22 protein-coding genes are annotated in these 18,546 nt (G+C 43.8%); 13 read left to right on the plus strand and 9 right to left on the minus strand.

Annotated features, from left to right (window positions below):
* Positions 1 to 69: 69 nt before the first annotated feature.
* Positions 70 to 495 carry a septal ring lytic transglycosylase RlpA family protein gene (locus AB4405_RS17525; RefSeq protein ID WP_102469445.1) on the minus strand — a complete coding sequence of 142 codons (426 nt, stop codon included), beginning with the start codon at positions 493 to 495 and terminating at the stop codon, positions 70 to 72.
* Between the two features lie 352 nt (positions 496 to 847).
* On the opposite strand from AB4405_RS17525, the gene artP reads away from it, so the two are divergent.
* The 4 genes from artP to artM are packed head-to-tail and all read left to right on the plus strand — an operon-like array spanning position 848 to position 3,725.
* Positions 848 to 1,576 carry an arginine ABC transporter ATP-binding protein ArtP gene (gene artP / locus AB4405_RS17530; RefSeq protein WP_372062078.1) on the plus strand — a complete coding sequence of 243 codons (729 nt, stop codon included), beginning with the start codon at positions 848 to 850 and terminating at the stop codon, positions 1,574 to 1,576.
* Between the two features lie 55 nt (positions 1,577 to 1,631).
* Positions 1,632 to 2,363, plus strand: a complete 732-nt coding sequence (locus AB4405_RS17535; RefSeq protein WP_102469447.1) for an arginine ABC transporter substrate-binding protein — start codon at positions 1,632 to 1,634, stop codon at positions 2,361 to 2,363.
* 1 nt (position 2,364) lies between these two features.
* The gene (gene artQ / locus AB4405_RS17540; RefSeq protein WP_102469448.1) at positions 2,365 to 3,057 is read left to right on the plus strand and encodes an arginine ABC transporter permease ArtQ; all 693 of its coding nucleotides are present in this window, start codon (positions 2,365 to 2,367) and stop codon (positions 3,055 to 3,057) included.
* Complete coding sequence (artM, locus tag AB4405_RS17545; RefSeq protein ID WP_372062079.1) at positions 3,054 to 3,725, plus strand: arginine ABC transporter permease ArtM; 672 nt, start codon at positions 3,054 to 3,056, stop codon at positions 3,723 to 3,725. Before artQ ends, artM begins: the two co-directional genes overlap by 4 nt.
* Positions 3,726 to 3,860: 135 nt before the next feature.
* Here the strand turns inward: artM and AB4405_RS17550 are convergent, their stop codons facing one another.
* The gene (locus AB4405_RS17550) at positions 3,861 to 4,319 is read right to left on the minus strand and encodes a hypothetical protein (protein ID WP_198593017.1); all 459 of its coding nucleotides are present in this window, start codon (positions 4,317 to 4,319) and stop codon (positions 3,861 to 3,863) included.
* 84 nt (positions 4,320 to 4,403) lie between these two features.
* On the minus strand, positions 4,404 to 5,258 hold the full coding sequence (locus AB4405_RS17555) for a MaoC family dehydratase (RefSeq protein ID WP_372062080.1): 855 nt from the start codon (positions 5,256 to 5,258) through the stop codon (positions 4,404 to 4,406).
* A 144-nt stretch (positions 5,259 to 5,402) separates the two neighbouring features.
* On the opposite strand from AB4405_RS17555, the gene AB4405_RS17560 reads away from it, so the two are divergent.
* Positions 5,403 to 5,561 carry a DUF3012 domain-containing protein gene (locus AB4405_RS17560; protein WP_372062081.1) on the plus strand — a complete coding sequence of 53 codons (159 nt, stop codon included), beginning with the start codon at positions 5,403 to 5,405 and terminating at the stop codon, positions 5,559 to 5,561.
* Positions 5,562 to 5,651: 90 nt separating this feature from the next.
* Here the strand turns inward: AB4405_RS17560 and AB4405_RS17565 are convergent, their stop codons facing one another.
* The 3 genes from AB4405_RS17565 to AB4405_RS17575 all read right to left on the minus strand — a co-directional run bounded on the left by AB4405_RS17565 (position 5,652) and on the right by AB4405_RS17575 (position 7,718).
* Positions 5,652 to 6,053, minus strand: a complete 402-nt coding sequence (locus AB4405_RS17565; protein ID WP_372062082.1) for a DUF4345 family protein — start codon at positions 6,051 to 6,053, stop codon at positions 5,652 to 5,654.
* A gap of 167 nt (positions 6,054 to 6,220) precedes the next feature.
* Positions 6,221 to 6,385 carry a hypothetical protein gene (locus AB4405_RS17570; protein ID WP_372062083.1) on the minus strand — a complete coding sequence of 55 codons (165 nt, stop codon included), beginning with the start codon at positions 6,383 to 6,385 and terminating at the stop codon, positions 6,221 to 6,223.
* A gap of 202 nt (positions 6,386 to 6,587) precedes the next feature.
* Positions 6,588 to 7,718 (minus strand): 1-acyl-sn-glycerol-3-phosphate acyltransferase, encoded by a 1,131-nt coding sequence (locus tag AB4405_RS17575; protein ID WP_372062084.1) that lies wholly within the window; start codon positions 7,716 to 7,718, stop codon positions 6,588 to 6,590.
* Positions 7,719 to 7,918: 200 nt separating this feature from the next.
* Between AB4405_RS17575 and AB4405_RS17580 the strand changes: the two genes are divergently transcribed.
* Positions 7,919 to 8,536 carry an AraC family transcriptional regulator gene (locus AB4405_RS17580; RefSeq protein ID WP_102469454.1) on the plus strand — a complete coding sequence of 206 codons (618 nt, stop codon included), beginning with the start codon at positions 7,919 to 7,921 and terminating at the stop codon, positions 8,534 to 8,536.
* A 45-nt stretch (positions 8,537 to 8,581) separates the two neighbouring features.
* On the opposite strand, the gene AB4405_RS17585 is transcribed toward AB4405_RS17580, so the two are convergent.
* Both AB4405_RS17585 and AB4405_RS17590 read right to left on the minus strand, forming a co-directional pair.
* Positions 8,582 to 9,076, minus strand: coding sequence for a hypothetical protein (locus AB4405_RS17585; RefSeq protein WP_102469455.1), 495 nt, complete (start codon positions 9,074 to 9,076; stop codon positions 8,582 to 8,584).
* 21 nt (positions 9,077 to 9,097) lie between these two features.
* Positions 9,098 to 9,619: a nicotinate-nicotinamide nucleotide adenylyltransferase gene (locus tag AB4405_RS17590; protein ID WP_372062086.1), complete on the minus strand. Its 522-nt coding sequence runs from the start codon at positions 9,617 to 9,619 to the stop codon at positions 9,098 to 9,100.
* Between the two features lie 117 nt (positions 9,620 to 9,736).
* On the opposite strand from AB4405_RS17590, the gene nadE reads away from it, so the two are divergent.
* Positions 9,737 to 10,567 (plus strand): ammonia-dependent NAD(+) synthetase, encoded by an 831-nt coding sequence (nadE, locus tag AB4405_RS17595; RefSeq protein ID WP_102469456.1) that lies wholly within the window; start codon positions 9,737 to 9,739, stop codon positions 10,565 to 10,567.
* A 274-nt stretch (positions 10,568 to 10,841) separates the two neighbouring features.
* A complete protein-coding gene (locus AB4405_RS17600) occupies positions 10,842 to 11,087 on the plus strand; it encodes a YdcH family protein (protein WP_102469457.1) in 246 nt (81 codons plus the stop codon).
* Between the two features lie 178 nt (positions 11,088 to 11,265).
* On the opposite strand, the gene AB4405_RS17605 is transcribed toward AB4405_RS17600, so the two are convergent.
* Complete coding sequence (locus tag AB4405_RS17605) at positions 11,266 to 13,113, minus strand: MOSC N-terminal beta barrel domain-containing protein (RefSeq protein WP_372062127.1); 1,848 nt, start codon at positions 13,111 to 13,113, stop codon at positions 11,266 to 11,268.
* A gap of 167 nt (positions 13,114 to 13,280) precedes the next feature.
* Between AB4405_RS17605 and pyrC the strand changes: the two genes are divergently transcribed.
* The 5 genes from pyrC to AB4405_RS17630 all read left to right on the plus strand — a co-directional run bounded on the left by pyrC (position 13,281) and on the right by AB4405_RS17630 (position 18,189).
* Positions 13,281 to 14,306, plus strand: coding sequence for a dihydroorotase (gene pyrC, locus AB4405_RS17610; RefSeq protein WP_372062087.1), 1,026 nt, complete (start codon positions 13,281 to 13,283; stop codon positions 14,304 to 14,306).
* Between the two features lie 131 nt (positions 14,307 to 14,437).
* A complete protein-coding gene (locus AB4405_RS17615; RefSeq protein WP_102469460.1) occupies positions 14,438 to 14,779 on the plus strand; it encodes a DUF1289 domain-containing protein in 342 nt (113 codons plus the stop codon).
* A 250-nt stretch (positions 14,780 to 15,029) separates the two neighbouring features.
* Positions 15,030 to 15,467, plus strand: coding sequence for an acyl-CoA thioesterase (locus AB4405_RS17620; protein WP_372062088.1), 438 nt, complete (start codon positions 15,030 to 15,032; stop codon positions 15,465 to 15,467).
* A gap of 151 nt (positions 15,468 to 15,618) precedes the next feature.
* Positions 15,619 to 16,539: a M14 family metallocarboxypeptidase gene (locus AB4405_RS17625; protein WP_372062089.1), complete on the plus strand. Its 921-nt coding sequence runs from the start codon at positions 15,619 to 15,621 to the stop codon at positions 16,537 to 16,539.
* A gap of 333 nt (positions 16,540 to 16,872) precedes the next feature.
* The gene (locus AB4405_RS17630) at positions 16,873 to 18,189 is read left to right on the plus strand and encodes a BamA/TamA family outer membrane protein (protein ID WP_372062091.1); all 1,317 of its coding nucleotides are present in this window, start codon (positions 16,873 to 16,875) and stop codon (positions 18,187 to 18,189) included.
* Positions 18,190 to 18,546: the final 357 nt, after the last annotated feature.

Below are 18,546 nucleotides of genomic sequence, written 5' to 3' on the forward strand. Positions count from 1 at the left end.
CGATATTCGATGAGTAGCAGCCCATCACAGTGCTTAGCCCTCATCGCTTGTTCGTAAGGATATCGTCTTCTAGTGTTTATATCTAAAGGTACGACTATCATCTAGAATTTCAATCCTAACGGGTACTACGCCTTGCGTCGTGCTTCCTACTTTTTCAAATGCTATTTGCGAAAGGTCAATGACTCGCCCTTTAACATACGGCCCTCTATCATTGATTTTCACGTCAACACTCTTATTATTTGAGGTGTTCACCACTCGGACCACGGTTCCGAATGGTAATGTTTTATGAGCAGCAGTGTACGCTCTCATGTTGTACTTTTCACCGCTCGCCGTCAGCCGACCATGAAATTGACTACCATACCAAGACGCTTGGCCTGTCAATTGGTGAGAGTTAGCATATTCTTTCGTTTTCGGTGATGCATTTGTTGCTGTCGATGAACAACCTCCTAGCAAAATTAATGCTAATACGGTTGGTACAATGTGTAATGGCTTCATGTTATTACAGAGTCACTTTTGCATAGGTGTGGTCCAATAGTATTAAGGCTAGTCGTTAAAGGGCCATCAATACAATGTCAGTAGTCGGTAATTTCACTCCAATTCCCACTTTCTAACCATTTAACCAATATCAACAAGCTTAATCATGCCTTTTTTCGGCCAACAAAAAGCCATTTCCTCACTTCACTGGACTACCTTTCATCCTGATGAAGCCCTGGCAACATTCAAGCCCAAAAAAACACCCAAAAACAAAACAAAATAACAACACTTGAGATTTTTATACATTTTTATTGCATAAAACATCATTTTTAGTAGTATAGCCACCTAGTGACTATTAATGCAGTAAATCAGCATGAGAATTCAAGTTAAGCAAGTAAATAAATCCTATGGTGATATACAGGTTCTCCATGATGTCAGCTTCACCTGTGAACAAGGTGAGACATTAGTATTACTCGGCCCAAGTGGAGCAGGAAAAAGCTCACTTTTACGAGTGCTAAACCTATTGGAAACCGCCAATAACGGCCAGCTCGAAATCGCCAACCAGACCTACGACTTCTCTGCCACCATTACTGAAAAGCAAGGCCTCGCACTACGTAAAAAAGTAGGCATGGTCTTTCAGCAGTACAATTTATGGCCACACATGACCGTGATGGACAATTTGATCGAAGCACCCATAAAAGTATCAGGTCTTGCAAAAGAAGACGCCAAGAAAGAAGCACTTGTCATCTTAAATACTTTACAGCTTGCCGACAAAGCCGATGCGTGGCCATTACAGTTATCAGGTGGACAACAACAGCGCGTGGCAATTGCTCGTGCACTAATGATGAAACCTGATGTATTACTGTTTGATGAGCCCACCGCCGCGTTGGATCCAGAAATCACTACGCAAATTGTCAACATAATCAATGAACTAAGTAGCACAGGCATCACCCAAGTCGTCGTCACTCACGAAGTCGATTTTGCTAAAAAGATTGCCAGCCATGTTCTTTATTTAGAGCAGGGACGCATTGTAGAACACGGCACTAACGCATCGTTTACCGAACCCAAAACCCAAGCGTTCGCAGACTATTTAACACACTAAATTAATTAATAAACAAAACCTGCCAGACATGGTGTGTTTTATTTGGAGAAGAATTATGAAAAAAATCGTACTCGCATCAATCATCGGTCTTATGTCTGCCAACGTTGCCGCTCAACAAGAGATCAAGTTTGCAATGGAAGCCACCTACGCACCATTTGAATACGTTGATGAAAATAACCAAATTCAAGGCTTTGATGTTGATTTAGCGAATGCGCTCTGCCAGCAAATCGATGCAAAATGCACCTTTCATAACCAATCATTTGATAGCCTTATTCCAGCATTAAAATTTAAGCGTTATGACGCGGCGATTTCAGGTATTGATATTACGGAAGCGCGTCAACAACAAGTCAGCTTTACCGCACCGTATTACGATAACACCGCGGCATTTGTCGCACTGGAAGGCAAAGTGGCGAGCCAAGCTGCTCTTGAAGGTAAACGAGTTGGGGTCCAAAATGGCTCAACACATCAAAGCTACCTGTTAGAACAGATGTCGGATGTCACAGCAGTCCCTTATGCTAGCTACCAAGATGCATTTATTGATATGCAAAATGGCCGTATTGATTCGGTATTCGGTGACACGGCCGTCGTAGCAGAATGGTTTGATAAAAATGATACTCTGACGTTTGTCGGTGAACAGATTACCAATCAGCAGTATTTTGGTAATGGCTTCGGTATCGCCGTAAACAAAGGTAATACAGCGTTACTCGACCAACTTAACGCAGCATTGGCTAACGTGAAAGCAAACGGCGAATACCAAGTCATCTTTGATAAGTACTTTGGTAAGTAATATGGGACTGACGGGTTATTCTGCGTCACTCGCTCAAGCAAGTTGGATAACCATCCAGCTTGCTTTTGTCAGCCTGCTTGTTGGGCTGATCCTTGCCATCTTATTTGCGGCAGGTGAGATGTCGCGCCGCAAATTAATATCATGGCCAACCACGGCTTTTGTCACGATCATCCGTGGCCTTCCAGAACTATTAGTCGTGTTGTTCATCTTCTTTGGTTCTACCCAAGTGTTATTTCTTATCACTGGGGATTTTATCGAGGTAAGTCCATTCCTTTCTGGTGTGATCGCTTTATCGCTTATTTTTGCTTCCTACGCCGCGCAAACTATTCGTGGCGCGTTAAAAGCCGTCCCTAGCGGACAAAAAGAAGCGGCAAGAGCACTTGGCATGGGCCAGACACGAACCTTTATAAAGATTGTGTTACCTCAAGCCGTCAAACATGCACTGCCAGGCCTTACAAACCAGTGGCTCGTTTTGTTGAAAGATACTGCGTTAGTTTCTCTGATTGGCGTCACTGACCTGATGAAGCAAGCACAATTAACCTCAGCGGCTACCCATGAAGCTTTTACCTGGTATGCAACGGCTGCGGCCATTTATCTCGTCATTACACTGCTTACTCAGCAAGTCGTTAAACGTATTGATAATAAATTTTCTGATAAACAAGTATCGACATCAGCGAAAGGGGTAACGGCATGAATCAACAGCATATTTGGCAAATGTTTGATGGCCTCATTACGAGTCTCCAACTTACCGCCGCGTCTTTATTAGTCGGTTGTATTCTGGCGATCCTCATGACGCTAAGCCTTATTTTACGCACACCCGTTGTTCATTGGCTCAGCCGCGGTATTATTACCCTCTTTACAGGCACACCGTTACTTATCCAGATTTTTCTTGTGTACTACGGTCCAGGTCAATTTGACGTAATTCGTGAAAGCATGGCATGGAATTGGCTAAGCCAACCTTGGTTTTGTGCAATGCTAGCTCTAGCGCTGAACACTGCAGCATACAGCACCCAGCTATTTAAAGGCGCGTTCAATGCTATTCCTGAGGGCCAATGGCAAGCATGTCGTGCATTAGGGATGAATATGAAAGCCACATTAAGTGTATTGCTGCCATTCGCAATTCGTCGCGCCATGCCCGCTTACTCAAATGAAGTCATTTTAGTTTTCAAAGGCACTTCACTGGCGAGTACAATAACGATAATGGATATTATGGGATATGCTCAGCGTATCAACGCTCAAACGTACGATACACTCACCGTGTTCGGTATCGCGGGCTTATTCTATCTTGGCGTCAATGGGTTACTTACCGTCGTGTTTAGACAGATTGAACGAAAAGCGCTGGCATTTGAATCCGTCAGATAACAACGCAACGAACCAGAGGAGACTCTCCTCTGGTTTAGGGCGGTAATCTAAGAGACTAAACTGTGCTTTAAAAGATTAACGAATACTTTAAGAAGTGAAACATTACTTTAAGAGGTCAAATCATACTTTAAGAAATTAGACCATTAATTTGAGAGAGAAAACGAGAACGTCATTAAACAGCGCGGTTTCAAAACCAAAGTGCTTGTAATGCAGCGTCAACGTCGGCGCAAACACAGGGGTAATCCCTCCCACTTGCACTTTGTTTTCATCCACAGTGTAGCCGCTGATACCACCGAGTCTAACGCCAACGCGTGCCCACGATGTCCAGTCATATTGAGGATGATACGACAGAATATACGAGCGATGCTCAAAACTATTCACCAACGTAAATGCTTCAAACTGTTTATACCGAAAGCCCACTATATAGTTATCTTGATTTCTTCCTGAAGACGTTAGATGTTCTGACCAGCCAGCGTAAGTAAGATCAAAATTTCCTTTTAAAGCGTCGACTTCTTGAGGTGTTTCTTCTGCCGCATATGTCGCACCACTAGCACACAATAGCGCCGCAGCAAGTAACACTTTTACCTTGCTCATGAATCTCGTACCATATCGTCAAACTGAGCTTCATTTTACCGCACTAATAATTGTGAAACCCGTCTCACTTTGTAGACAATTGTCTTAAAGTGGATGACATACTGGCGAAATCGCAATAATGAGTTCTTTACCCTGTTTATTTTTCCAAATAATACGCTCACTATCCATAAAGCAGGTAATCGTTTGTGGGAGCAAAATCGGCCGTTTAAAAGTAAATCGAATATTTTTATGGGCGCCTTGTTGCAACATTAAAAGATAAGTCTTAGCCACCATATGCATGCCATGGATGATCGGAGACCGGAAACCAAATAACCTCGATAATGTTTTAGAAAGGTGAATAGGATTATAATCACCGGACAGCTTAGCGTATGCCCTTGACGATGTTACCGTCAACGTCAGGGTATCTAAATGTCTTGCACTTTCATCAATAACAACAGTAGTTTGTTGTGAGTCTGATGATGACCTACCTCGTGGCTGAGTCTTATTAGGAATAAGGTAGCCGGATTTATATGAAGCGACACAACACCTTTGAAAATAAAACTCTCCGGTAACTTCAAACCACACCCCTCTATCCGTATGCCGTTGATCGCTTAAGTACAATCGAAATTCGTAACTGTCGTCTACGGCCAAAGGACGTGTTTGATTAAACGCCACCTCTGTATGCACCAAGCCTAATGGCTTCACCACTGCATTCGGATGAGTAAAGAGCATCAACTGTTCACTTTGTGTTGCCACAAATAGAAACGGTAAAGGAACGGTCGTAGTATCAAAGCCAAAGTAAGTGCAATACTCTCGGTGTTGGCTTTTATTGAATCGGAACGTTGACCTTTTCAGAGAAAAAAATGGAATATCATCACCACTATCCAACTCTCCCCTTTTAAACAACGCCAACGTTAATAGCCGTAGATACGAAGTAGGTTCATCGACCTCAATATGCATGACTTAGATTCCTAAACAAACGAGGATTTGAGTGTAGCGAAGAAAAATAATTAATATCACCCATAAGAAGACAATTATCGGTAACAATGTCACGCTCAGTTAGATAAACTGACTCGATTAGGCTTATTCACAAGGAAAGTAACAATGAAAAGAATCGCGCTAGCTATGATAATCGCAACATCATTAATGGCTTGTACCGAGGTGGGCAGTGATGCATGGTGTAAAGATATGAAAGAAAAGCCTAAAGGCGATTGGACCGCTAATGAGGCGAGTGATTACGCTAAGCATTGCATTTTTAAGTAACAGCTTCACCCTATCGGTTTCAGGTGAACGAGCATGTGTTAACGTTCCCTGAAACGCGCTCATAGATCATCATTCAAACAGGTTGGTGGTTTATTTAAAGTAATACCGACGAGTACGAAGCTTTCGGAGTATTAACCCTCCCCAGAGAGTAAATACCACTTCTGCGCCAAGGTAAAAAACCATCGTATCACTGGGATTCTGATCCACAAGAAAGCCCATCGCTCGAGTTAATCCCATCAAAGCAGCAAGCCACATTGATGCCATTACCGCCGTCCTTAGTGTATCAGCATTAAGCGCCAGCCTTGCCAATACTAACCCGACTGCCACAGATAACCCACCATACGTGGCTCGCACATCAATCAGCGCAGACCTTGATAGCAATTCACTACCCGTCACTCGTTCAAACATGACGCCAGGCGACACCACAAACAAAGCGCCATAGATAACGAAGACAAAAACCGTAATCCAAACCATTAGTTTCGCTTGAAACATACACTAGTCCATTAACCATGATCTCATCGCTAAGCTTAATGCAAATCTCATATTCCGACAGGGAGATGCTGATAATGGGGGTTGTATTTCACCAGAATCACCCATCTGACTCATTATTGAGTCAACTTAGGCTAGCAGGCGCGCCTCTATCATCGAACGTCTATAAATCAGTGGACCCAAATGATGGCAAGGAGCATTAAAACTGAAAACGTTGCAAACGACATAATCGCGATAGTTGCAATCTCTGATGGTGTCGACGTAGACGATGTCGATGCCTTAGCCCTTTCTTGTTTCTTATCAGGGTTGAGCATAGATAGAAGTGCTGAGTTCATAGGTTCACCTTTACATCAAAACGGTTATTAATTGAGGATCGAATTTCACGCAAAGTGTGATTCACTTCAAACAAATTTGCAAGAAAACTGGCAATTTAACCTATCATTTCACGTTTCAGTGGGTGCAATGAATCACTGGTATCATTTTATAAATGAAAAAAACCGCTCGAATAAGAGCGGTTTTTTTAGATTGAGTGCCTGATTATGCAGAAAGGGCTTCTCGCTCCTTCACTACATTTTTTACTGGGTTTGCATAGCTATCAATAAGATATGAATGCGCACCAGATGGTAAGGCATCCAGTTTGTTTTGCAACGTATCTCGCGTACTTTGTGTAATCGACTCGTCATCACATCCAGCAGCCAGCTTGTTGATTGGAAACAACGTGTAGTTCTCATGTATCTGTCGATCGATTTCAGCCGCCAGCGCGTCTGGCGTTTCAAAGTCTTGGTCTATAACATCGCCAAAAACCACTTGAATGCGGTCTTTACGGCCAATAATACCCTGAACGATGCTCTCAATATCTTCGAACTCACCTTTTTCATAACTACCGTGCTCTGCTTTTTCAAACAGTTCGTTCGCTTTTGCCGTATCACATGGGTCATTTTCATACGAAATAGACACAGGGACGATTTTAAGAGAACGAATGTATTCTGCGAACGGTGTTTTTTGTTTACGGCCTTCGACGTGGAACATTTTCAAGATAGCCGGGTCAGTATAGTCATTACCGTCTTTTGCGCGGCCTTCTTTTTGTGCAATCCAGATAGAATTCCCCGTCTCCAAGGAATGCTTAATGTAAGACGACAACGTACCGAGTGCTTTCATCATTTCACGTGGTCCTTTCACCGAACGTTTTACGATAAAGCTCTTGTTAAGGCGCATCAATTCCGTCGCGCATGGCTTTTTAAGCAGGTTATCACCTATCGCAATACGCACCGTTCTATGGTTGCTTTGATGCAAACCGTAGTTGACCAATGCAGGATCCATCGCGATATCACGGTGATTGGAAACAAAAAGATAGGCGGTGTTTTTATCAAGATTATCCAAGCCCTTAAACGTGACTCCTTGAGTCGTCGACTTAAGTGTTTTGGTCAGATATTTTTTCACTTCCATCTGAATGGCTTCAACGCTATCGAACTTGGCCCACTTAAACTTCAAGTACACTTTTAGGATAGGGCTCATTAATGCCTTAAACCAAGGAGCGTGGTTAGAAAAACGGTGTTGCAAGATAGCATCAATAAACTCAGCGTCGTTGATCAAACGATCGAGAGCCGCTGGAATCTCTTCGTCATTGTAAGGACGAATCTCAATATATGGGTCAGTATTGTTAGTCATTTTGGTTACATCAAATTAAAAGCTGCACTATTCTACGCTTAGAGTATAAAGACCGCAGCTATCTTAAGCCTTTTTTTGTTAAGGTCAGACCACATTTTAACTCTAGTGTTCATTTTCAAACCTATAAAACTGTGATCTTTGGTTGGCATTACTAGGAACTCACGTTAATCTATGCGCAGTTTTGACCAGTGAAGTGCATCATGAACCACGCCATTGAATTTCGATCCGCTCCTTATGAGCTTTTGACTATTACACCACGTAAGAAGTCACTCCATAATCAATTAATCCGTGTTGAAGCAGGGAAAGTATTGCTCAAGCTTGGAAAGAATGAATATGTTTATAATCAAGGCGATATCTTTTGGGTACCCTTTGACTGTTTATCCAGTCTCACTATTTTTCCTAGCACTCACCTATCAGTCACAACGCTATCGATTCGCTTGTTAACATCATTTCCAGTCAATGCTGGTCAAATAACGCCGACATCGTTGATGACCGCGATTTTAGACAAACTTCAGTCTGAGTTCATCCAACATGAACAAAAACCTGGGTTCTTAAATGACCTACTGTCAGTATTAAAACACGAACTGGAGCAGATGCAGCCAAAACTTAGGTCATCTCAAGAGAGCCAATTGGTCACTCAATGGAAGCCCGAATCAACACAAATTTCTGGCGAATTGGCATTAATACTAAGAATACGCGAGGCAAGAAAACTAAAGCTGTCCGGGATCAAAACAGATAGAATAAGCGCAACGTTATTTGACGGTAATGAAGAACAATTCAAACAACTCTATCTATCACTACTTGGTGAACCGATCTAAAAAAGCGAGCTCATTGCTCGCTTTTATTTATATTCATTTCTTTTACTAGAATGGCACTTCAACCTGCATCATCATGTCACCCTGGTAGTCTTCATGCCAGCGGTAATCTAGACGTAGCCTCGGCTCCTTGCCTTTTTCTCCAAAACCGACACCAACATGCAACCCTTGTGACATGAGCCACTCTTGCATTGACATCTCATCCTTTTGGCGGGCAATCTCTGCCGGAGCCCAAAGGCCAATACCAACAAAGCTGCTCTTATAGTTTCCGGTCAATACTGGCTCTGATTCTTGGTTTAATAACCACTCATCCCAATACGAGTCTTGTAATGCCGCTAACGGGTCTGTGGGTTCTAGAAGTCCGCCTAAAGTCACAACTTTAGTACCCAAGTAGCTAAATGGTTTTATCAATAAAGAGCACAACGACTCTTCCTCCGTCACTTTAAGTACGACAGAGCGATTACTGTTGTCTTCGCAAAACGCGTGTGCATTAGGCACACTCACCACTGCTAACAAAGCAATACCACACAATGTTGCTTTCATTTTTATTAAAAATCCTTTTTATTATCCTTTTAAATATAACGGAAAATTCAATAAATGTTTAGCAATCGATGGGGTTGTTAAGTGATCTATGTTCAAACCTTGCTGTAAATGCTCTCGAATCTGGGTGGAGCGAATGTTCACTTTTTCAGGACAGGCAAGAACAGACCACCTTTGTACGATCTCTTCTGCTTTATAAAAACGACTAAAACTAAAAAAATTGTCAGGTCCTAGGACAAACGTCAAGTCAGCGTGTGGATAGCGATGCTGAATCGCTTCAAGGACGGCGTACGTCGTTACCGATGTATCCGGTTTAACCAGTGTTTCTTCAATCGCCGAGCGTACAATATTGCCCTGTTCGATATCAGCGATAAATAAATCCACTAGCTTACAGCGCTCGTCGTATTGAAGCATCGTTTTCCCCCAAGCGTGGGAAATACTTGGTACTAATAGCACTTGATCAAAATGACTCAGAGACTCAATCACACTCAAGTGGCCAAGGCTCGGTGGGTTAAAAGCACTACCAAATATTGCAATCTTTGTCATGAATGTCCTACTTGTTTGACTATCTTCGGTATTTTCAGGGCTACTGTAACTTTTTTTCATTAGTTTTCGTAGGTATCATAGAAACAATTCAATTTGCTTGCAGGAAAAGGAAATCTAATGGAACAACTTATTCGTGACGAAATGCGTGTGCTGCCGTCTATTGACCCTCAATTCGAAATAGAACGTCGCGTCGAATTTATTAAAGCTAAACTACTCAGCTCTGGCTGTAAGTCACTGGTTCTTGGTATCAGCGGCGGTGTTGATTCAACCACATGCGGCAGATTGGCTCAACTTGCAATCAATGCATTAAACCAACAAGCGAACTCTGCAGATTATCAATTTATCGCAGTGCGCTTACCTTACGGCGAACAACAAGATGAGGATGAGGCTCAACTTGCGCTTTCTTTCATCGAACCAACACATTCTATTTCTGTGAATATTAAAGCTGGGGTTGATGGACTTCACGCCGCGTCGCACATTGCACTAGAAGGAACAGGTCTACTTCCAACCGATCGCGCTAAAATTGACTTCGTAAAAGGCAATGTGAAAGCGCGCGCTCGTATGGCTGCACAATACGAAGTCGCAGGGTATGTAGGTGGCCTCGTTCTGGGGACCGACCATTCCGCAGAGAACATCACTGGTTTCTATACAAAGTTTGGTGATGGCGCTTGTGATATGGCACCATTATTTGGGCTAAGTAAACGCCAAGTTCGTGAGGTAGCCGCGAGTTTAGGTGCGCCAGAACTTCTCGTGAAAAAGGTGCCCACTGCCGACTTGGAAGAACTTGCGCCGCAAAAAGCCGATGAAGATGCATTGAATTTATCTTATGACCAAATCGATGATTTCTTAGAAGGTAAAGCCGTCTCACAGGATGTCTCCGATCGACTGGTTGCGATCTACAAAGCAACACAACACAAACGTGAACCCATTCCAACGATCTACGATTAAAGTATTTCATTTAAAGCCAATGAGCGTGTTCTCGTTGGCTTTACTACCCTCTCACCAAACCTACCCTACCCGTCATCTTTACCTAGCAATAAAATGCATCGTGATGTAGCTCAATAAACAAGCGCATTCGTGTTAAGTAACATTGCGTAACGACAGTCTTGTGCCATGTTTATAGTAAGCTACCGTGTAAGTCATCTATGTAATCTATGCCATGGCAACTTACACGTAATAGCGGTCGTTTAAAGCCTGAATCGAACAATAAAAAGGGATAGCTATGTTAGGTGAAAACCATTCTCTTCTAAAAGAATTTCCAGACCATCACGAAACCATTGTACAACTAATCAAAACCGATGAACCTTTTGCATCCGCGACAAAAAAGTACGATGCTCTAGACAAGGAAATTCGCGTATTAGAACTTAATGGGGCGCCTATCGATGACGCCGCAATGCACCAACTCAAACACGAACGGGCTGTGCTTAAAGACGTGTTACACAAACACTTAATTGAGTCTGAAAAATAGACCGGCCTTACGGTCAACACTGAAACTGTTATCGTTAACCCAATGACAGAAACGGTCGTTACCACAAGCAATTAACGTCAAAAGGGAAGTGTAATCACTTCCCTTTTTATATCCATTTACCGGGCTAACTTCACCGAGATTACAGGACAACACTCATACTTAAACTGACCTCGTCAAATTAACGTGTAGACAACACAACATCGGTTTGTGGAATCGCGCAACATGCTAAAGCCTTACCCTCTGCGACTTCGCTGTCTTGTATTGCGGGTACGTCAGGTTGATGCACCGAACCACTTTCCACTGTCACCTTACAAGCGCCACAGAACCCTGCACGGCATGAATATGGTACCGTCACGCCAGCATTTTCCGCTTGCTCCAATAAATTGGCTTGGTTCGTTCCCATGAACTCTTGCCCATCAATCGAAACCTGCAGCGTTTTTTTAGTTCCGTCGACCGCTGAACTCACACCAAACGCTTCTTGATGGTAATGCGTCACGGGCAATCCCAACGACATCAATAAGGTCTTCGCCGATGTCATAAAACCGTCGGGGCCACAGACAAAAGCTTGTCTAGTTTGTAAATCAGAAATTGACGCCAATTGGCCGACACTTATACGCCCGGTCAAACCCTCCCAATGCCTTCCTGGCTGCGTTAGTGCTAACTTGATGACCAGTGAAGGGTGCTTGGCCATGAGCGCATCAAGCTCGCCTTTGAAAGGAATATCTTCTGGCGTTGAACATTGATGATAGAAAACAATGTCTCCTACCCTATCTCTGTCGGATAAGTCACGCAGCATTGACATCATTGGCGTCACTCCGCTTCCAGCCGACAGCAGCAATAACGGTTCATGAGAATCCAACTTCAGGTGAAAATCTCCATTTGGCGCATCAGCAACTAACGTATCACCCACTTGAAAATGCTCAAACAACCAGTTGGACACCTCGCCACTATCCAGACGTTTAACTGAAATCGAGAGCCGTCCTGGTCTGCTAGGCGATGAAGATAATGTATATAATCGCTTCACAACGCATCCATCGATAACGAGCTCTATCGGCAAGTGTTGACCTGCTTTATAGCTCGGCATCTCCCCTTTTTGAGGCTCTAGCCAAAAGGTCTCAAAGTTTTTGGCAACATGCTCTCTTTCCACGCAGACAAAGGTTTGCTTATGGACATCCAAATCGGGGTACACTTCTTTTTCTTTGTATTCCAGCACTTCAATTACGTCGTCGACATGAATCATGCCTTCGTTCTTAGCGACTAAGTTTTGACCAAAAAATACACCGCCTCTTTCATTTGCTCGAAAGCGAGAAAACGTCATTAATGGCTCTTTGCTAGCTCTAAACTCGCCTTTATTGACATCAACCGTCGTCAACACGCAGCGCTCACAAGGTTTGACTGCCTCAAACTCGACCTCACCAATCTTGATTCGTTTCCATGAATCCTCGATAAACGCTTCGTCCGATTGAATCACTAGATTGGTTCGAAACTGCTCCATGCTATGGGTTTCAGGGCTGCGCCTATTCAATGCCTCTAATGATCCAGTACTGATCATCAGCAAAGGATAACCATCGGCAAAGCTCACGTTGTGACCTATTTTTTCACGATGACGATTCGATTGCTCACCAGTGAACAAGAGTTCAACACGCTGACCCAATACACGACTAAACCAATCATCGGCTTCGTCAGTAGTGGTGTAGGCCGTAAATCTATCATTCCATACCTGAGCGGAGGCTTCTTGTTTTTTGAATCCAGCGTACTCTAGTTTTAACGCTGGCTGGCCAGGATAAGTAAACACAAGACCCGATGGGATAATACTCGAAGAAACCTTAACCATGTTAGGGTGCTTTCTGGCTGTCACCATACTGCCGTCAGCCAAAGCGACCATAAATCGGCGGTCAAAGCTTAACCCTTGCAATTCCACCCATGATGATGACAAAGCAATGCCCCCTACAGACTTAGCAGGGTAAATATTAATTTGAGAGAGCTGAGCAGAATCAGTCACGATTTCTTCCTTTCGTCGTTGTATTTTGACAGCGATATTATCGTCTTTTCTCGCTCAGTCCCAGAAACTTAGTGAAATGTGTGCCGAATTCCACTATCATCCTGTCGCCTAAACGTAAGCGTTTGCTTTCACATTTTCACGCCACGTTTAGGCTCCGTTTCAAGAAGAATTTAACCTTGGTGGGAGCCGAAATGACTACATTGACTATTACTCGTCCTGATGACTGGCACGTTCACCTTCGCGATGGCGAAGTATTGAAAGACACCGTTCGCGATATTAGCCGCTACAACGGCCGCGCACTTATCATGCCAAATACCATCCCACCCGTCACTGACACCGACATGGCGCTGGCGTACAAAACTCGCATCATGGCGGAACAGCCTTCCGAGCAGTTTGAACCTCTCATGGCGCTGTACCTAACAGACAAGACATCTCCAGAAGAAATTCGCAAAGCAAAGGCGGCAGGTATTGTTGCCGCTAAGCTGTACCCAGCAGGTGCAACAACAAACTCAGACTCAGGGGTCACATCGGCTAAGAATGTTTACACCACGTTAGAAGCGATGGAAGAAGTGGGCATGTTGCTGCTTGTTCATGGTGAAGTCACCACGCATGACGTCGATATTTTTGACCGTGAGAAAGAATTTCTTGATACCGTCTTAGCACCGATCGTCAATGACTTCCCAAATCTAAAAATTGTTTTAGAACATATTACTACCGCCGACGCTGCAAACTTTGTTAAACAGGCCAACGACAATGTGGCTGCAACAATTACTGCACACCATTTGTTGTATAACCGCAACCATATGTTAGTTGGCGGCATTAAGCCTCACTTCTATTGCCTACCTATCTTAAAGCGCGGTTCACACCAACAAGCGCTCGTTGAAGCCGCTACTAGTGGTAGTAAAAAGTTCTTCCTTGGGACTGATTCAGCGCCGCACTCAAAAGGCGCAAAAGAAGCGGCTTGCGGTTGCGCGGGGTCTTACACTGCACATGCGTCAGTTGAGCTCTACGCTGAAGTTTTTGAGCAAGAAGGTAAGCTTGAAAATCTAGAAGCATTTGCCAGCCATAACGGGCCTGACTTCTATAATCTTCCTCGTAACACCGACACTATCACGCTAGAAAAATCCGCTTGGGACGTACCCGCAACGATGCCATTTGGCAATGATATTGTTGTACCAATTCGTGCCGGTGAGCAAATTGTGTGGAAAGTAAAATAAACATTACTTAGCGAACATTGAATCCAACGCCCCTATTTTGGGGCGTTTATTTTATCGTCACACCGCACACAAGTTATAATTTGGGTGTTTTTTTATCCACCTTTGTTGCAAATGATAAGGCACAATAAGCAATGACAGACAAAACAAATAACGCGCAAGTATCGGTTTATACGCCCTGCCGCGCCGCCTGCAAAAACAATGCAGGGATCTGTAGTGGCTGTCATCGCACTCTAAATGAGTTGTCTGATTGGCGACACCTGTCGAATACCGATCGCCAAACCAAGATGAATCAGATCTCCGGTACAGATTCGACACACGTCTGTGAGCAGTGTGGCGCGCCAGCATTTTGTGAAATCGCGGCTGGCAATGAAAGCTGTTGGTGCTTTGAAATAGATAAGCGAGACACGTCATCGCTCACAACGTCTAAATTATGCTTGTGCCGTCAATGTCTTTCCGCACTGCCGGTTAAGTAACTCACCTTATTGCCCTATTTTTCCGCTTTAAGGATTTGACCATCTGCAGTCGTTTATTACCGGCAAAAACGTAGTCACCCGTCACCCGTCACCCGTCACCCGTGGGGACTTTACCTTCTCATTCGCGCAGCAGCTCCTTGTTTTACCCTCTTGGCTCCCCATATTGAGTACACATTTCGAGCGGTTACTTGTTGCGGATTTGTTAATTGATGATTAGAGTAAAAATTCAATTCACAAAGGTACCGCTATCATGGAAGAGTTACTCAAAGATTACCCTATCATCACTGAAATCCCTGTTGCTTGGGGGGAGATGGACGCGCTAAACCACGTTAACAACGCCGTTTACTTTCGTTACTTTGAAACCGCTCGCTTAGATTATTTTCGTCACCTAAGCATCATGGAAGACATGGCGGCCACTAACATAGGTCCAGTACTAGGAGATACCTATTGCCGTTACAAACTTCCGGTCACCTACCCCGACACGCTATTAGTTGGTTCACGTATCATCGATGTTGGCGCCGATCGCTTTAAGATGGAATATCAAATTGTGAGTAAAAAACAAGGCAAGGTCACCACAACCGGTGCTGCGAGTATCGTTATGTTTAATTTTATCTCCAGTCAAAAATCAAACCTCTCAGAAAAACTGATGCTCGCCATCGAAAACTCTCATCATCACGATATGGCGTAAACGTCACTGTCGTGGCGTCATCGACGAGTGAGGATTACACGTATACTTACGTAATCCTCACCGCTACGCTCTTGCTGTTCTTCGATGTCGTCGTTATCCTACTAACGATATCACCCTCGCTTTGTCATACCACACAAAAGAGAACAGCAAGATGCATAATAGTTTTCAGTATCCCATTGGGACTCCGGGTCAAAAATGGACACAACAGGACGTCCTTGAATGGCGAAAAACCACTGCCGTAAAACGCACCTATAGAGAAGACGTTTTACCGAAGATTGAAGCGCTTAGATCAGCATTAGATGTCATTCAATACGGCGCCTTATCATACGACGAAGAGCGTTTTCCTCTTTTTGCACTGAAAACTAAAAATTGGTGTCCTTCGAAACCCACTATTTTGATCACCGGTGGCGTTCACGGCTACGAAACCTCTGGTGTGCACGGTGCCCTACAATTTGCTAAAGAAAATGCGCATCAATTTCAAGGTGAGTTCAACATTGTTATCGCTCCTTGCGTAAGTCCTTGGGGATACGAAACCATCAATCGTTGGAACCCAAATGCCATCGACCCTAATCGTTCATTTTACCCAGATTCGCCAGCTGAAGAATCAGCCAACGTGATGGCCATGGTTGCACAGCTGAACGTTCCTATTCTTGCTCATATCGATTTGCACGAAACCACGGACTCTGATGAAAGTGAGTTTCGGCCAGCATTGGCGGCACGAGATGGTTTAGATTATTTTGAAGATAGTGTCCCTGATGGCTTTTATCTCGTGGGTAACACAGAGAGTCCGGCTGAGGCTTTCCAGGCCGCTATCATTCAATCGGTAGAAAAGGTCACCCACATTGCGCCGCCAGATCATGAAGGGAAAATCATTGGTTCTCCGGTCGTTCAGCATGGCGTCATTAACTATCCGTTAAAAAAACTGAGCCTTTGTACTGGCATGACCGATTGCCTTTATTCTACGACTACCGAGGTTTACCCAGATAGCCCAAAAGTCACTGAGCATGAGTGTAATGATGCTCAAGTCGCATCCATATTAGGTGCGATCGGTTACTTGAAAACTCAATTGTAACGTCGAAAAGGGTGCCTTCTCGGCACCCTTTTATTGATTATCCTACCCCATACACATAAAACCTTTAGCCAACGCTAAGCTGCGCGCCCCACGAACTGAACCTTGAAATGATTGGACGGCGTTCTTTCCGTGACGACCAATACGGGTATTCGATTAACCAAACCCAGAAGCTAAATATTCGAACTCTCTTCCAAACCACGCTCTGTGTCATAAATAACGCTCTAATAATTAGCCAAAATAATCACTTACTGTTCTATCTATCCTAAAATAACGGTAGGCTGTGATCATAAAGATTAAAAACAATAAAAATGAATACAAGGAAGTGGAAGTCGCATGACATATCGTCGTATTTTAGGTGTCATCACCGCGCTTGGTTGCTCATTGCTAACACCTATGAGCCAAGCTGCAACGCCAACCAGTGTCAAATCAAGGGTAGATAGGCTAGAAACACCCGATCGCGTCCGTGAATCGATGATATTGCCTTATCTATTTAGTACCGACACAATGGGACTCAATGTCGGGGTCGGAGGCATGGTTAAGGGCCTTTATCAAGATCAAATGACCGTGGGTGGTACCGTTTTTGGCGGTGACGTTAGCCGAGCTATCGCCGGCGGTGTATGGAACTTTATGATTCCAGGCACAGAGCGGGTTTTTTTGAGTGCTTATGGGATGCTTGGTTACTATCCTCAACAACGAGCCTATACCTCATCTTACGGAACCTACCCTAGTGGCAGTACTCGCCCTGGTAGCAACGATTCGTCCAATATGGATTTTTTGCAAGCTGATGGTGCGTCAAATTGGTTTGATATAAAAATGGAGTACGTGTTACCACTCGGTGCGAACCAAAAACATGGGTTGGTCGATTATTCCATTAGAAATGGTTTGCTCGTCTCCGAGCCATCCGGTGGCAAAGAATGGAACCCTATGACCAGTGGCTCCACTATTTTTGTCGCAAGACAGTTCAACCGATATCAGTCCTTCGAATTTGAGACTGGCACTGGTGATGGCACCATTCACGCGATGGAATTTGGCCTTCTATACGACAATACAGATTTTGCCCCAAACCCTTCTTTCGGCAGTAAACAATATATTGCGACTTCTCATGATTGGGGTTGGTTTGATTCTAAAAAGCAGTGGGCGTTCCATGAACTCGATATGAGTAAGTATTTTTCATTAGGGAAATCTGATTGGGCATCACAACGCGTTGTTGCGATGAATTTTTGGACAGGTTTGTCTCCGACATGGGAAGTTGAAGACAATGGCACTAACCAGAGAGTAACCGGCAACGCACCTTATAATGAAGGCGCGACCTTAGGTGGTTTTACTCGGATGCGTGGTTACGACAACAACCGCTTCCATGACAAAGCGGTTATATATGGTTCGGCAGAATATCGTTATACCCTTGCATATAACCCTACGAAAGACGTTTCTTGGCTGAACTTTTTACGAATTGATTGGATTCAACTTGTTGGCTTTGTTGAGGTGGGCCGAGTAGGATCGTCCTACACCGCAAACGAACTGCTTACTGACCTTAAATATGATGGTGGCGGTTCGATTCGTGCACTAATGGCAGGCCTTGTGGTCCGAGCCGACATTGCTAAATCCCCAGAGAGTACTAACTTTTGGATTATGGTTGACCACCCATTCTAATCAATCCCTTTAATACATATTCTTACTTTCGGCCTTTTTTCGTGCCCCGATAAACACCGATTCGTCTAGTCAACGATTCGGTGTTTATTTTCTCTGTCGCATTGAGGTTTATTACGTATGTTGAACATCGATTTCTGATGTCAGACATGGTGCTTATATGACTTAATTTTGTGACAGTTATCATCAGATATCACACTAAAATATCAGTGCATTGCACTAAGTTGATCATCTTTAATCAAAGCAATAGCCATGAACTTTAAATGGCTATATACCCCTACCTTTGGTTGGTTTTTGTCATCGCTTAGCTTAGCTATACTTCGCGCGATCATAATACATCAATAACCATACGCTCTGGAT

The sequence above is a fragment of the Vibrio sp. 10N.261.51.F12 genome (assembly GCF_041471725.1).
GTDB lineage: Bacteria > Pseudomonadota > Gammaproteobacteria > Enterobacterales > Vibrionaceae > Vibrio.

Excerpts from the sequence above, each read along its gene's own strand:
- AB4405_RS17525 (WP_102469445.1), bottom strand. The coding sequence starts at position 495 with ATGAAGCCATTACACATTGTACCAACCGTATTAGCATTAATTTTGCTA.
- artP (WP_372062078.1), top strand. The coding sequence starts at position 848 with ATGAGAATTCAAGTTAAGCAAGTAAATAAATCCTATGGTGATATACAG.
- AB4405_RS17535 (WP_102469447.1), top strand. The coding sequence starts at position 1,632 with ATGAAAAAAATCGTACTCGCATCAATCATCGGTCTTATGTCTGCCAAC.
- artQ (WP_102469448.1), top strand. The coding sequence starts at position 2,365 with ATGGGACTGACGGGTTATTCTGCGTCACTCGCTCAAGCAAGTTGGATA.
- artM (WP_372062079.1), top strand. The coding sequence starts at position 3,054 with ATGAATCAACAGCATATTTGGCAAATGTTTGATGGCCTCATTACGAGT.
- AB4405_RS17550 (WP_198593017.1), bottom strand. The coding sequence starts at position 4,319 with ATGAGCAAGGTAAAAGTGTTACTTGCTGCGGCGCTATTGTGTGCTAGT.
- AB4405_RS17555 (WP_372062080.1), bottom strand. The coding sequence starts at position 5,258 with ATGCATATTGAGGTCGATGAACCTACTTCGTATCTACGGCTATTAACG.
- AB4405_RS17560 (WP_372062081.1), top strand. The coding sequence starts at position 5,403 with ATGAAAAGAATCGCGCTAGCTATGATAATCGCAACATCATTAATGGCT.
- AB4405_RS17565 (WP_372062082.1), bottom strand. The coding sequence starts at position 6,053 with ATGTTTCAAGCGAAACTAATGGTTTGGATTACGGTTTTTGTCTTCGTT.
- AB4405_RS17570 (WP_372062083.1), bottom strand. The coding sequence starts at position 6,385 with ATGAACTCAGCACTTCTATCTATGCTCAACCCTGATAAGAAACAAGAA.
- AB4405_RS17575 (WP_372062084.1), bottom strand. The coding sequence starts at position 7,718 with ATGACTAACAATACTGACCCATATATTGAGATTCGTCCTTACAATGAC.
- AB4405_RS17580 (WP_102469454.1), top strand. The coding sequence starts at position 7,919 with ATGAACCACGCCATTGAATTTCGATCCGCTCCTTATGAGCTTTTGACT.
- AB4405_RS17585 (WP_102469455.1), bottom strand. The coding sequence starts at position 9,076 with ATGAAAGCAACATTGTGTGGTATTGCTTTGTTAGCAGTGGTGAGTGTG.
- AB4405_RS17590 (WP_372062086.1), bottom strand. The coding sequence starts at position 9,619 with ATGACAAAGATTGCAATATTTGGTAGTGCTTTTAACCCACCGAGCCTT.
- nadE (WP_102469456.1), top strand. The coding sequence starts at position 9,737 with ATGGAACAACTTATTCGTGACGAAATGCGTGTGCTGCCGTCTATTGAC.
- AB4405_RS17600 (WP_102469457.1), top strand. The coding sequence starts at position 10,842 with ATGTTAGGTGAAAACCATTCTCTTCTAAAAGAATTTCCAGACCATCAC.
- pyrC (WP_372062087.1), top strand. The coding sequence starts at position 13,281 with ATGACTACATTGACTATTACTCGTCCTGATGACTGGCACGTTCACCTT.
- AB4405_RS17615 (WP_102469460.1), top strand. The coding sequence starts at position 14,438 with ATGACAGACAAAACAAATAACGCGCAAGTATCGGTTTATACGCCCTGC.
- AB4405_RS17620 (WP_372062088.1), top strand. The coding sequence starts at position 15,030 with ATGGAAGAGTTACTCAAAGATTACCCTATCATCACTGAAATCCCTGTT.
- AB4405_RS17625 (WP_372062089.1), top strand. The coding sequence starts at position 15,619 with ATGCATAATAGTTTTCAGTATCCCATTGGGACTCCGGGTCAAAAATGG.
- AB4405_RS17630 (WP_372062091.1), top strand. The coding sequence starts at position 16,873 with ATGACATATCGTCGTATTTTAGGTGTCATCACCGCGCTTGGTTGCTCA.